Origin of the sequence: Variovorax sp. E3 (genome assembly GCF_016082275.1) — a bacterium.
Lineage (GTDB): Bacteria > Pseudomonadota > Gammaproteobacteria > Burkholderiales > Burkholderiaceae_C > Variovorax.
Window position 1 is genome coordinate 41311 of the sequence record NZ_MOWM01000008.1, and the last position, 13017, is coordinate 54327.

The window sequence follows — 13017 nt, forward strand, 5'->3', positions numbered from 1 at the left end:
CTGAGGCCGCGGGCGCACGGCGCACCGCAGAATGGGCGGGATGAAACTCTCGCCCGTTGCTGCCGCCGCCATCGCCTGCCTGCTGCTTCATGCCCCGCTGCCTGCCCAGGCGCAGGCTGCGGACGCGCCCGGCGCGCTGCGCGAGATCACGGTCTCCACGCCGCGCGGCGAGGTTGCGCCGTTCAACGTGCCCGGCTCGGTCGACCGGGTCGACGGCAACGAAATGCGCGACAGCCGCCTGCAGGTCAATCTCTCCGAAGGCCTGGGCGCCGTGCCGGGGCTGCAGGTGCAGAACCGGCTCAACTACGCGCAGGACCTGCAGCTTTCCATTCGCGGCTTCGGCGCGCGCTCCACCTTCGGCGTGCGCGGCGTGCGGCTGTACGTCGACGGCATTCCCGCGACCTTGCCCGACGGGCAGGGCCAGACCTCGAACATCGACATCGGTTCGCTCGACCGCGTCGAGGTCTTGCGCGGCCCGTTCTCCGCGCTCTACGGCAATTCCTCGGGCGGCGTGGTGCAGGCCTTCACCGCCTCGGGCGAGGGGGCGCCAAAGCTGTCGTATTCGCTCGCGGGCGGCAGCTTCGGCACGTGGCGGCAGTCGCTGCAACTGAGCGGCGCGCAGGGCGCGGTCGACTATTTGCTGGACGCCAGCCGCTTCCACACCGACGGCTGGCGCGAGCACAGCGCCGCGCAGCGCGACATCGCCAACGGCAAGCTGGGCATTGCGCTGGACAACGGCGACAAGCTCACGCTCATCATGAACAGTGTGCGCATCGATGCACAAGACCCGCTCGGCCTCACCGCCGACCAGTACAGGCTGGCTCCGCGCAACGCGCCGCTCGCCACCCAGTACGACACGCGCAAGACCGTCGCGCAGACACAGGCGGGCCTGATCTACGAGCGGCGCATCGACGCCACGCAGGGCCTGCGGCTCATGATCTACGGCGGCGAGCGCACGACCACGCAGTACCAGTCGATTCCGCCCTCGGCGCAGCTCAACCCGCTGCATGCCGGCGGCGTGATCGACCTGAAGCGGCAGTACAGCGGCCTCGACCTGCGCTGGACCGCCGCGCTGCAACTGGCCGACCGCCCGCTCGACGTGGTCGCGGGCCTGGGCTACGACAACCTGCGCGAAAAGCGGCGCGGCTACGAGAACTATCTGGGGCCGGTCGCCAACCCGATCCTCGGCGTGCAGGGTCGCCTGCGCCGCAACGAACTCAACACGGTCTGGAACCTCGACCCCTACGCGCAGGCCAGCTGGCGCTTCGCCGACCGATGGACCCTCGAAGCCGGCGTGCGCCGCAGCAGCGTTCACTTCGATTCGCAGGACCGCTACATCATCGGCGCCAACCGCGATGACAGCGGCAGCGCGCGCTACAGCAGGACTTTGCCCGTGGCTTCCCTGCGCTACCAGGCCACGCCGGACCTCGCGCTGTACGGCTCCGTCGGCCGCGGTTTCGAGACGCCGACCCTCAACGAGCTGTCGTACCGCGCGAACGGCGCCAGCGGCCTGAACTTCGCGTTGCGGCCGTCGGTGAACGACAGCGTCGAAGTCGGCGCCAAGGCACGGCTCGCGGGCGGCCTGCTGACGGCGGCGCTGTTCCAGACCCGCACGCGCGACGAGATCGTGACCGACACCAACGTGGGCGGCCGCGCCACCTTCCAGAACGCCGGCCGAACGAAGCGCAACGGCTTCGAGCTGGGCTGGCAGCACGAGACGGCCAACCATTGGCGCACGCAAGTGGCCTACACATGGCTGGACGCGACCTACCGCGACGCCTTCTGTTCCCCGTCGCCCTGCGCAGCCGCGAACACCGTGGCCGCGGGCAACCGCATTCCGGGCATAGCACGGCAGTCGCTGTTCGCGTCGCTGGGTTGGGTGCCGCCCGAAGGCTGGCGCACCGGTGTCGAGATGCGCGCGCTGGGCCGCATCCAGGCCAACGACGTCAACACGGCGACGGCCTCGGGCTATGCGGTCGCGGCGATCTATGCCGGCTATCTGAAGAAGTGGGAGCGTTGGGAGTTCAACGCTTTCGCGCGCATCGACAACCTGTTCGACCGGCGCTATGTGGGGTCGGTCATCGTCAACGAAGGCAATGGCCGTTACTACGAGCCGGCGCCGGGGCGGAACTGGACTGCGGGGGTGAGTGGGGCTTACCGGTTCTGAGGTGCGCCCACGCCGACGCTGTCCTGTGCATGCGCCCCGAACGCACTCCCCAAAAGCAAAACGGCGAGCAAAATGCCCGCCGTCTTGTATTGCGCAGAGTCGATGTCAGAACGCGGCAGGCCGCCACTTCAGCAACCGCTTCTCCAGCGAGCTCAACAGGAAGTCGGCAGCCAGCGCCACGACAGCCAGGACGATCATTGCCGCGAACACGCCGCTGGCGTTGAAGGCGCCTTGGGCCGTCGAGATCAGCAGGCCGATGCCTTCCTTGGCGCCGAGGAACTCGCCCACCACCGCACCGACCAGCGCGAAGCCGAAGCTCACGTGCAGGCTGGCCAGGATCCACGACATTGCCGACGGAATCACCACCGACATCGTCACCTGCCGCGGCGAAGCGCCCAGGATCTGTGCGTTCGCGATCATGTACTTGTCGGCCTCCCGCACGCCCTGGAACGCGTTGCCGAAGACCACGAAGAACACCATGACCACCGCCAGCGCCACCTTCGAGGCCATGCCCAGGCCCAGCGCGATCACGAAGATCGAGCCCAGCACCACGCGCGGGATCGAGTTGGCGATCTGGATGTACAGGCTGAACACATCCGACAGCAGCTTGTTGCGGCCCAGGATGATGCCGCACAGCACGCCGGCGATCGAGCCGATCAGGAAGCCGATCACCGTTTCCTCCAGCGTCACCGCGACCTGCATCCACAGCGAGCCCTGCGAGGTGCCGTCGCGCATCCACTCCACCAGCTGGTCGTAGATCATCGAGGGCATCGAATAGAAGAACGGGTCGATCCACTTCAGGCGCGCCGCGATTTCCCAGCCGCCGAGCGCGACCACCAGCACGATCAGCCGCAGCGCGATGATCATGCGGCGGCGGCCGCGAATGGCCGCCTGCGCGACCTCGGATTCGCGCGCGAGCGCGGCGTCGCTGAGCGACGAGGGCAGCACGGCTGCCGTGGGGGTGGTGGTGGAGGGCGTCATGGTTCTCGTGGCCGTGTTCGTTGTCGTCGTTGCGGTGCTGCTCATCACTGGATCACCACTTCTTCGCGCAGGTCGTCCCAGATGTGCTTCGACAGTTCGATGAACTGCTTGTCGTAGCGCACCTCGGACATCACGCGCGGGCGCGGCAGGTCGATCTCGTACACGCGCTTGAGCGTGGCGGGGCGCGCCGACAGCACGAACACGCGGTCGGCCAGCGCAATCGCTTCTTCCAGGTCGTGCGTGACGAACACCACGCTGCCGCCGTTGCCCGACCACAGCTGCAGCAGCTCGTCCTGCATCAGCGTGCGCGTCTGCATGTCCAGCGCCGAGAAGGGCTCGTCCATCAGCAGGATCTCGGGGTTGTTGATGAAGGTCTGCGCCAGCGCCACGCGCTTGCGCATGCCGCCCGAGAGCTGGTGCGGGTAGTGCTTGCCGAACTTCGACAGGCCCACGCGGTGGATCCACTCCTGCGCGAGCTCCATCGCCTCTTTCTTCGGCTTGCCGCGGAACACCGGGCCGGCGGCCACGTTGTCTTCCACGCTGCGCCACGGAAACACCGCGTCGGCCTGGAACACGAAGCCGATGCGCGGGTCGACGCCGTTCACGGGCTGGCCCATGACCTTCACGTCGCCCACGGTGGGCTTGAGCAAGCCGGTGATCATGTTCAGCGTGGTCGACTTGCCGCAGCCCGTGGGACCGACGATGGCGACGAACTCGCCGCGCGCCACCGACATGCTGAAGTTGCGCAGCGCCACGGTGGCGTTGCCGTCCTGCGAGATGAAGCGCAGCGAGACGTCGTTGAAGTCGATGGCCGAGGTCACGGCGCTGCCGCTGCCGGGGGGTGTTCCGTTGCGCATGGTGGTGGTCACTTCGCCGCCGCTGCCAGGTAGGCGTTGGTGTAGGTCTTGGACAGGTCGATGTTCTTGCTCTTCACCAGCGGCTTGTAGGTGGCCAGCACCTTCAGCACGGTCTCGGGGCCGCCGGCGGGCATCTTCGCGTCGGTGGTGAACATCGGCAGCGACGCCTTCAGCGCCTCGACGTACAGCGCCTTGTCGCTGCCGTAGTAGTCGCGCGGCACCTTCTCGGCGATTTCCTCGGCGCTGTGGGTGTGGATGTATTCCATGGTGCGCGCGAAGGCGTGGGCCAGCTTGGTGGCCTCGGCCTTGTGCGACTCGGCCCAGGTGTTCTGCACGTACAGGCTGGCCGCGGGGTACAGGCCGCCCAGCGCCTTGATGGTGTCGGGCTCGGTGCGCAGGTCGACCAGCACCTTGGCGTCGCCGGTCTTGAGCATCTGCGACACGGTGGGCTCGGTGGTCATGCCGGCCTGGATGCGGTCCTGCTTCATGGCCGCGATGAAGGTGTTGCCGGCGCCCACGGGCAGCAGCGAGTAGTCCTTGGAGGCCACGCCGGCGCGGTCGGCCAGGTAGCGCGTGAGGAAGTCGGTGGACGAGCCCAGGCCCGTCACGCCCAGCGTCTTGCCGCCCTTGGCGTCGGCCATGCTCTTGAAGCCGGCGGCCGCGGCCTTGGTCGACACCAGTTCCACCTCGCCCGGCACCTTGCAGAACACGGCGATGGCCTGGATCTCCTTGCCCTTGCTCTGCAGGTCGATGGTGTGGTCGTAGAAGCCCACCACGCCTTGCACGGCGCCGGCGATCAGCTGGTTCTCGGCGTCCACGCCGGCCGGTTGCGATTGCAGCTCGACGTTCAGGCCTTCGTCCTTGAAGTAGCCCAGCGCCTCGGTGAGCTTGGCCGGCAGGTAGATGATCTTGTTGATGCCGCCCACCATGATGGTGATGGGCGCATCGGCGGCCTGCGCGAGCGGCGCGGCGGCGGCGAAGGCGGTGCACAGGGCGGCGGCCAGCAGGGTGCGGCGGGTAGCGGACATGGTGTGTCTCTCCGTGTTGGAATTGAATTGGAAGTCCGCGCATATCTGCCGATCTGCCGCGGGACGGGGCCAGTCTAGGAAGCGGCGTCTTTCGGCCAGCTTTCGGCGGCCCGCATGATTTGTCATGGTTATCCCTAGGGGCGGTCGATGCTTCCTAGAATCCACGGCCACCACCCCCGACCCCATGAAGCTGCTGCTCATCGAAGACAACCCGCAACTCGCGCACTGGCTCTCCAGCCTGCTGCGCGAGCAGGACTTCGTGGTCGACCACGTGGACAACGGCGACGCGGCCGACCGCCTGCTGACGCAGACGGCCTACGACGTGGTGCTGCTGGACCTGAACATTCCGCAGCTGTCGGGCAAGGCGGTGCTGCGCCGGCTGCGCGAGCGCGGCGACACGGTGCCGGTGATCATCCTCACGGCCACGGCGTCGCTCGACCAGAAGGTGCTGTGCCTGGAGATCGGCGCGGACGACTACCTGGTGAAGCCCTTCGAGATCCGCGAGCTGGTGGCGCGCATCAAGGTGCTGGTGCGCCGGCAGATGCCGGGCAAGGCCAACGACATTGCCTGCGGCGACTTGCGCTACGACCTGCGCACGCGGCAGTTCACGCTGGCCGGTGAAGAGCTGGCGTTGCCGCCGCGCGAGCGCACGTTGCTGGAGACGTTGATGCTGAAGGCGGGCAGCACGGTGTCCAAGCAGGCGTTGATCGACGCGATCTTTGGACTGGACGACGAGCCCAGCGCGGACGCGGTCGACATCTACATCCACCGCCTGCGCAAGAAGCTCGAGGCGAGCCAGGCGACGATCATCACGCTGCGCGGCGTGGGCTACCTGCTGCGCACGCGCCAGGAAGACTAGGTCGCGGGCGATGAAGCGCGCCAGCCTCCGCCTGCGCCTCGCGCTGTGGCTGCTGTTGCCGCTGTCGGTGTTCGTGGCGATCTGCGGCTACCTCAACTGGCGCAACGCGGCCGAAGTGGCCGACTACGTTCAGGACCACGACCTGCTGTCGTCCGCCAAGGTGTTGTCCGACCGCTTGATCTGGGAAGGCGACGACGTGCAGGCCAGCGTGCCGCCTTCCGCGCTGAGCCTGTTCGTGTCGCCCGAGCGCGACCGCGTGTTCCTCAGCGTGACGGGCTCCAACGGCGAGGTGTTGGCCGGCTCGGCGGACTTTCCGCTGCCAGCCGTGCGCAAGCCCGAAGGCGTGGACCGCGCGCAGTGGTACGACACGCACTTTGCCGGCGTGCCGCTGCGGGCCGTCGTCACCACGCGCTCGATGTATGAAGTCGGTGGCGCGCGCGACATCACCATCGCCGTGGGCAAGACCGAAGGCAGCCGCGACCACATGCTGCGCACGCTGTGGTGGCCGTCGATGCAATACCTGCTGATCGCGCTGGTGCTGGCCATTGCGCTGGCCGTGGCGGCGCTGACGCTGGAGCTGCGGCCCATCGTGCGGCTGAGCCAGCAGCTGGCGCAACGCGACCCGCTGCACCTGGACCTGGTGGTGGACCCGGGCGCGCTGCATACCGAGCTGCGGCCGGTGGCCGACACCATCAACCGCTTCGTGGGGCAACTGAAGGCGCACTCCGAGGCGCAGCGCCGCTTCATTGCCGACGCGGCGCACCAGCTGCGCACGCCGCTGGCCATGCAGGCTTCGCAGATCGAGTTCGCGCGCTACACGCGGCAACACCGCGGCGAATGGGACACGCGCCGCGCCGACATGGACGCCATGTGGCAGGCGATGCAGACCAGCAACCGGCGCCTGGTCGACGTGACGAACAAGCTGCTGCTGCTGGCGCAGGCCGAGCATGGCGATGCGCACACGGGGCAGGAGCCGGTCGACCTGGCCGGGGTGGCGCTGCGTTGCGTCGAGCAACTCGCGGCGCTGGCGGACCGGCGCGGCATCGACCTGGGGCTGGAGTCGGAAGCAGGGCCCGAGGGCGCCATGGTGCGCGCACAGCCCGCGCTGCTCGACGCGCTCGCGACGAACCTGCTGGACAACGCGCTGCGCTACACGCAGGAAGGCGGTCGCGTGACGGTGGGGGTGCGCAAGGCGCAAGGGGCGGTCGTGCTGACCGTGGAAGACAACGGCCCCGGCATTGCGGCCGAGGCGCGCGAGCGTGTCTTCGAGCGCTTCTATCGCGTGGCCCAGGACACCGAGGGAACGGGCCTGGGTCTGGCCATCGTGCGCGAGATCGCGCGGGCCTCGATGCGAACGTGGACCTGGCAGCCAACCCGCGCGAGGCGAGCGGGCTGCTGGTCACGGTGCGTTTTCCGCCGGTGGCCGGGCCGGGGCCGGCGGACAACGCGGGGTAGGCCTTACAGGCCGGCGGCTGCGCGCAGGGCGGCGGCCTGGTTGGTCGCTTCCCAGGTGAACTCGGGCTCTTCGCGGCCGAAGTGGCCGTAGGCGGCGGTCTTCTGGTAGATCGGGCGCAGCAGGTCGAGCATCTGGATGATGCCCTTCGGACGCAGGTCGAAGTGCTCGCGCACCAGGGCGGCGATCTTCTCGTCGGAGATCACGCCGGTGCCTTCGGTGTAGACCGTGATGTTCATCGGCTCGGCCACGCCGATCGCGTAGGCGACCTGGATCTGGCACTGGCGCGCGATGCCGGCGGCCACGATGTTCTTGGCCACGTAGCGCGCGGCGTAGGCGGCCGAGCGGTCGACCTTCGAGGGGTCCTTGCCCGAGAACGCGCCGCCGCCGTGCGGGCAGGCGCCGCCGTAGGTGTCGACGATGATCTTGCGGCCGGTCAGGCCGCAGTCGCCCTGCGGGCCGCCGATGACGAAGCGGCCGGTCGGGTTGATCAGGTAGCGCGTGTCCTTGAGCCATTCCTTCGGCAGCACGGGCTTGATGATCTCCTCGATGATGGCTTCGTTGAACGAGGCCTTCATCTTGGTCGAGGTTTCGCTCTGGTCGGGGCTGTGCTGGGTCGAGAGCACCACGGTGTCGATGCTGTGCGGCTTGCCGTCCACGTAGCGCATCGTGACCTGGCTCTTGGCGTCGGGACGCAGGAAGGGCAGGCGGCCGTCCTTGCGCAGCTGGGCCTGGCGCTCGACGAGGCGGTGCGCGTAGTAGATGGGCGCGGGCATCAGCTCGGGCGTCTCGTCGCAGGCGTAGCCGAACATCAGGCCCTGGTCGCCGGCGCCGGTGTTCAGGTGGTCGTCGGAGGCGTGGTCCACGCCCTGGGCGATGTCGTTGGACTGCTTGTCGTAGCAGACCATCACGGCGCAACCCTTGTAGTCGATGCCGTAGTCGGTGTTGTCGTAGCCGATGCGCTTGATGGTGTCGCGCGCGACCTGGATGTAGTCGACGTGCGCGTTGGTGGTGATTTCACCGGCGAGCACCACGAGGCCGGTGTTGGTCAGCGTCTCGGCGGCCACGCGGCTGCGCGGGTCCTGCTCGAAGATCGCGTCCAGGATCGCGTCGGAGATCTGGTCGGCGACCTTGTCGGGGTGGCCTTCGGAGACGGATTCGGAAGTGAAGAGGAAATCGTTCGCCATTTGTACAAAACTCCTTGATGTGACTTGGCGCGTTGCCAACTCTGCGGAGCCCTGGCGAACGCTTTAGCAGATGCCGATGAATCGGCGGGGCACAATCGCTTTCGCGCTTGTGTTTGTCGCCCTGCAAGTTGTTCCGTAACTCGGCGACAATTTGCATTCTATTCGAGCCGCGCAATACCATGCGCGCGCGTCCGCTTTTTGACCCCCTCCCGTTTTCTTCAATGATCACCCTGTTTCGCCTGCTTGCCCGCTTGCCGATGCCGTTGATGCATCGGCTCGGCGCGTTGCTGGGCTGGCTGGTCTGGTGGAGCGCGCCGGGCTATCGCCGCCGCTTCAAGGCCAATGCCGAAAGCGCGGGTTTCGCCCCCGATCAATACCGCCCGGCCATTGCCGCCGCCGGCAAGATGGCCTCCGAGCTGCCCTGGCTGTGGCTGCGCCCCCATGGCCAGACCGTGCTGGACCGCGTGGTGCGCTGGGAAGGCGTCGAGGCCTTCGAGGCCGCCATGCAGGCCAAAAAAGGCGTGATCCTGGTCGCGCCGCACCTGGGCAGCTGGGAAATGTGCGGCCAGGCCATCGGCGAGCGCTTCCTGGCCTCCTACGGGCCGATCACCGCGCTGTTCCGCCCGGCCCGCAAGAAATGGATGGCCGACCTGATCGCCGCGGGTTCGCGCGACCGGCCCGGCCTGCAGACATTGCCGACCAACAACAGCGGCGTGCGCGGCCTGATCCGCACGCTGCGCGGCGGCGGCTACACCGGCATCCTGCCCGACCAGGTGCCACCGCTGGGGCAGGGCGTCTGGGCGCCTTTCCTCGGCCGCCCCGCCTACACCATGACCTTGCTTCCCCGTCTCGCGCAACAAACCGGCGCGGCCTGCTTCCTGAGCGTCTGCGAGCGCTTGCCCAAGGGCGCCGGCTACGTGATCCGTTTCGAGCCCATCGTCGGCACCGCGCTGACCGACCCGTCGGCTTCCATCGAGGACGCCGCCGCCGCCATGAACGACGGCATCGGCCGGCTGATCCACAGCCTGCCGGGCCAGTACGTGTGGGACTACGCCCGCTACAAGGAACCGCGCGCCGAGCGCGTGGTGGCCGCCGCTGGGGAGGCCGCATGAGCTTCGGTTCCCGACTCGGCATCGGCTTCATGCGCGCGATCGCGCCGCTGCCGCTGCCGCTGGTGCGCGGTTTCGGCAAGTTCCTGGGCCGCATCCTGCACACCGTCGCCGTGCCGCGCCGGCGCGTGGTCGACACCAACCTGGCCGTCTGCTTTCCCGAGAAGTCCGAGGCCGAGCGCCGTGCCATCGCGCGCGAGACCTTCGTCTTCGTCGCGCAGTCGTGGCTCGACCGCGGCTGGCTCTGGCACGCGCCCGAGAAAGTGGTGGCGAGCCGGCTCAAGGTGGTGGGCGCCGCGCCTGAAATCCGCGAGATCGCCGAGGGCGACGCGCCGATGATCCTGTTCGCGCCGCACTTCTACGGCCTGGACGCCGCGGCCACCGCGCTGACCATGCACACGGCGCGCCCCTCGGCCACCATCTACACGACCCAGCGCGACCCGATGGTCGATGCCTGGATCCGCGAAGGCCGCACGCGCTTCGGCGACGTGGCGGCGCTCAACCGGGTGGACGGCATCAAGCCGGTGCTGCAGGGCCTGCGCAAAGGCGGCCTGCTGTACCTGCTGCCCGACATGGACTTCGGCCGCGACCAGACCATCTTCGTGCCGTTCTACGGCGTGCAGGCGGCCACCGTGCCTTCGCTCTCGCGCTTCGCGCGGCTGGGCAAGGCCAAGGTGGTGCCGGTGGTCTCCAAGCTCACGCCGGGCGGCTACGAGATCCAGGTGCTGCCGCAGTGGCAGAACTTTCCCACCGACGACGTCGAAGCCGACACGGCGCTCATGAACGAGCGCCTGAAGGGCTACATCGACACGATGCCGTCCCAGTACTACTGGGTGCACCGGCGCTTCAAGACCCGCCCCGAAGGCGAGCCGCCCATTTACTGAGCGCGCTGCAGGAAGCCCTCGATCTCGCGGGCGACCAGCTGCGGCTGCTCGTGAACGATCCAGTGGGTTGCGTTGGGCACCTTCTTGACCTCGAGCTTCGGCACGTAGTCTTCGAGGCCTTCGAGCAGGCCGGGCAGCAGCGCCGCGTCGTCGAGCGCCCAGAACACGAAGGTCGGCACGTCGACCGTGAGCCGCTCGCGCGGCAGCACGGGAATGCTGTCGATGGGCTGGCCGGGCAGCGGCGGCTTCATCGGCGTCACGCGGTAAAGATTGCAGGCGCCGGTGAGGCCCGCGCCCCACACGTCGCGGTACTGCTGCTTCACTTCTTCGGTCAGCCAGCCGAAGCCGTCCGGGCCGGCCTTCATCAGCGTGAAGAAGGGCCACATGCGCTTGAAGTCGTCGGCCGCGAGCAGGGCCTCGGCATCGGGCCGCGCAAGGAAATGCATGTACGCGCTGGCCTGCTGCTGCGCCGCGCTGTTGCGCAGCTCGCGCGTGAAGGTGCCGGGGTGCGGCGAATTGATGATGACCAGCTTGCCGACCTGCGCCGGGAACGCGTTGGCATAGCCCCAGCCGAAGGCGCCGCCCCAGTCGTGCGCGACCAGCGCGGCCATGGTGCCGTCGGCGCTTTCGGTGGCCACGAGCTGCTGGATGTCCTGGATCAGCAGGTGCGGCTTGTAGGCCGCCACGTCGGTCGGCGCGCTCGACTTCTCGAAGCCGCGCAGGTTGGGTGCCACGCAGCGGTAGCCGCCGTGGGCGGGGTCCGAGAAGTAGTCGAGCAGGTCGTCCCAGATGAACGCGGCCTCGGGGAAGCCGTGGAGGAACACCATCAGCGGCTGGCCCGGCTTGCCGGCGGCGCGGCAGCTCAGGGTGGTGCCGTTGGGCAGGCTGCGTTGGAAGGTCTCGATCATGCTCGTTGTCTCCTTGGGTTGACTGTCGCTATTGTTTTGATAGTGAACTACGCACGCTGGACAGCCTCTGCAGCCTGATGGAGGGCTCTCAGACCTGTTCGGGCGGCTCCGTCGGGTCGGCAGGAGCCGCGGCGCCTTCCGGATGCACCCAGCGCCACAGCAGCTCGGCCGCCTCGCCGACGCCCTGCTTCTTCAGGGCGGAGAACAGTTTCACCTCGCCGCCGCCGGCATTCAGTCGCGTAATCGACAGCACCTTGGCGGCTTCGGTGCGCGTGAGCTTGTCGGACTTGGTCAGCAGCACCAGGAATTTCAGGCCCTGCTCCACGCGCGGGCGGATCACGTCGAGCAGGATCTCGTCGAGCTCGGTCAGGCCGTGGCGCGGATCGCACATCAGCACCACCCCGCGCAGGCTTTCGCGCGTCATGAGGTAGTTGCCCATCACGCGCTGCCAGCGCAGCTTGGCTTCCTTGGGCACGGCGGCGTAGCCGTAGCCGGGCAGGTCGGCCAGCACTGCGTCGTCGACCTTCTGCTTGCCGATGCCGAACAGGTTGATGTGCTGCGTGCGGCCCGGCGTCTTGGAGGCGAAAGCCAGGCGCGTCTGCTGCGTCAGGGTGTTGATGGCGGTCGATTTGCCTGCGTTCGAGCGGCCGACGAAGGCGATCTCGGGCAGGTCGACGGGGGGCAGGTGTTCCAGCTGCGGAGCGCTGGTCAGGAAGTGGGCGGTGTGCAACCAGCCCAGTGCCACGCGTTCGCGTTCGGCGACCTGGGGGTCCGCGGCGGGCGCGCGCGGGGAGGATAGGCAGCGGGCTTGGCGCGCGGGGAGGGCATCTACGGACTTTCGAAACTAGACCCACATTGTAGAATCGTGAGGTTTTGCGCCAATAAATTCGAAGCCCCCGATATGAAGTTGTTTGCCAATATTCTGCTTGCAGCCCTCGTGGGCCTCGCATCCAGCGTGAGTTTTGCAGCCGATGAACACGCGGCTGCCAAGGCAGAGGCGTCCGCGGCGCCTGCCAAACCCGCGAAGCCCGACCCTGCCAAGGGCGATACGGTGTTCAACGCGACGCCGGCCAACAGCCAGAGCTGCGCGTCGTGCCACAACGCCGACGGCAACTCCGCCATTGCGGCGAATCCGAAGCTGGCGCAGCAGCATCCCGAATACATCCTCAAGCAGCTGCAGGACTTCAAGTCCGGCAAGCGCAAGAGCGCGATCATGAAGCCGCTGGCTTCCGCGCTGTCCGAGGAAGACATGCGCAACATCGCCTGGTTCGTCGGTTCGAAGAAGGTCAAGCCGGGCTTCTCCAAGGACAAGGACACCGTCGCGCTGGGCGAGAAGATCTACCGCGGCGGCATCGGCGACCGCCAGATCCCGGCCTGCGCCGGCTGCCACAGCCCGAACGGCGCCGGCCTTCCGGCCCAGTACCCGCGCCTGGGCGGCCAGAATTCGGAGTACACCGTGGCCCAGCTCACGGCCTTCCGCGACAACGTGCGCCTGAACAGCGCACCCATGACCGGTGTCGCCGCCAAGCTGAACGACCGCGAAATCAAGGCCGTGGCCGACTACATCGCCGGTCTGCGCTGACG

The 13017-nt window shown here is 68.0% G+C and carries 12 protein-coding genes; 6 read left to right on the top strand and 6 right to left on the bottom strand.

Going from position 1 to position 13017, the window contains the following annotated elements; all coding sequences use genetic code 11:
* Window positions 1–40 precede the first annotated feature (40 nt).
* A complete protein-coding gene (locus tag BMG07_RS04890; protein WP_198083605.1) occupies window positions 41–2167 on the top strand; it encodes a TonB-dependent receptor in 2127 nt (708 codons plus the stop codon).
* Window positions 2168–2272: 105 nt separating this feature from the next.
* Here BMG07_RS04890 and BMG07_RS04895 read toward each other — a convergent pair whose 3' ends face one another.
* Genes BMG07_RS04895 through BMG07_RS04905 form a run of 3 tightly spaced genes read right to left on the bottom strand, consistent with a single transcriptional unit; the run spans window position 2273 to window position 5033 of the window.
* Window positions 2273–3148, bottom strand: a complete 876-nt coding sequence (locus BMG07_RS04895) for an ABC transporter permease (RefSeq protein ID WP_056509421.1) — start codon at window positions 3146–3148, stop codon at window positions 2273–2275.
* A gap of 44 nt (window positions 3149–3192) precedes the next feature.
* Window positions 3193–4005 carry an ABC transporter ATP-binding protein gene (locus BMG07_RS04900; RefSeq protein WP_198083658.1) on the bottom strand — a complete coding sequence of 271 codons (813 nt, stop codon included), beginning with the start codon at window positions 4003–4005 and terminating at the stop codon, window positions 3193–3195.
* Window positions 4006–4013: 8 nt separating this feature from the next.
* Entirely contained in the window at window positions 4014–5033 is a 1020-nt protein-coding gene (locus tag BMG07_RS04905) for an ABC transporter substrate-binding protein (protein ID WP_198083606.1), read from the bottom strand.
* A 184-nt stretch (window positions 5034–5217) separates the two neighbouring features.
* Here BMG07_RS04905 and BMG07_RS04910 point away from each other — a divergent pair, with 184 nt between their 5' ends.
* Both BMG07_RS04910 and BMG07_RS04915 read left to right on the top strand, forming a co-directional pair.
* Complete coding sequence (locus BMG07_RS04910; protein ID WP_198083607.1) at window positions 5218–5892, top strand: response regulator transcription factor; 675 nt, start codon at window positions 5218–5220, stop codon at window positions 5890–5892.
* 10 nt (window positions 5893–5902) lie between these two features.
* Complete coding sequence (locus BMG07_RS04915) at window positions 5903–7438, top strand: sensor histidine kinase (protein WP_198083608.1); 1536 nt, start codon at window positions 5903–5905, stop codon at window positions 7436–7438.
* Here the strand turns inward: BMG07_RS04915 and metK are convergent.
* Complete coding sequence (metK, locus tag BMG07_RS04920) at window positions 7351–8532, bottom strand: methionine adenosyltransferase (protein ID WP_198083609.1); 1182 nt, start codon at window positions 8530–8532, stop codon at window positions 7351–7353. The two genes, BMG07_RS04915 and metK, sit on opposite strands and share 88 nt — an antisense overlap.
* A 221-nt stretch (window positions 8533–8753) precedes the next feature.
* Between metK and BMG07_RS04925 the strand changes: the two genes are divergently transcribed.
* Both BMG07_RS04925 and BMG07_RS04930 read left to right on the top strand, forming a co-directional pair.
* On the top strand, window positions 8754–9644 hold the full coding sequence (locus tag BMG07_RS04925; protein ID WP_198083610.1) for a lysophospholipid acyltransferase family protein: 891 nt from the start codon (window positions 8754–8756) through the stop codon (window positions 9642–9644).
* Entirely contained in the window at window positions 9641–10525 is an 885-nt protein-coding gene (locus tag BMG07_RS04930) for a lipid A biosynthesis acyltransferase (protein WP_198083611.1), read from the top strand. Before BMG07_RS04925 ends, BMG07_RS04930 begins: the two co-directional genes overlap by 4 nt.
* Here BMG07_RS04930 and BMG07_RS04935 read toward each other — a convergent pair.
* Window positions 10519–11433: an alpha/beta fold hydrolase gene (locus BMG07_RS04935; RefSeq protein WP_198083612.1), complete on the bottom strand. Its 915-nt coding sequence runs from the start codon at window positions 11431–11433 to the stop codon at window positions 10519–10521. The two genes, BMG07_RS04930 and BMG07_RS04935, sit on opposite strands and share 7 nt — an antisense overlap.
* Window positions 11434–11521: 88 nt before the next feature.
* A complete protein-coding gene (gene yihA, locus BMG07_RS04940; RefSeq protein ID WP_198083613.1) occupies window positions 11522–12178 on the bottom strand; it encodes a ribosome biogenesis GTP-binding protein YihA/YsxC in 657 nt (218 codons plus the stop codon).
* A 156-nt stretch (window positions 12179–12334) separates the two neighbouring features.
* Here yihA and BMG07_RS04945 point away from each other — a divergent pair, with 156 nt between their 5' ends.
* Window positions 12335–13015 carry a cytochrome c gene (locus BMG07_RS04945; protein WP_198083659.1) on the top strand — a complete coding sequence of 227 codons (681 nt, stop codon included), beginning with the start codon at window positions 12335–12337 and terminating at the stop codon, window positions 13013–13015.
* The last annotated feature ends 2 nt before the right edge of the window (window positions 13016–13017 follow it).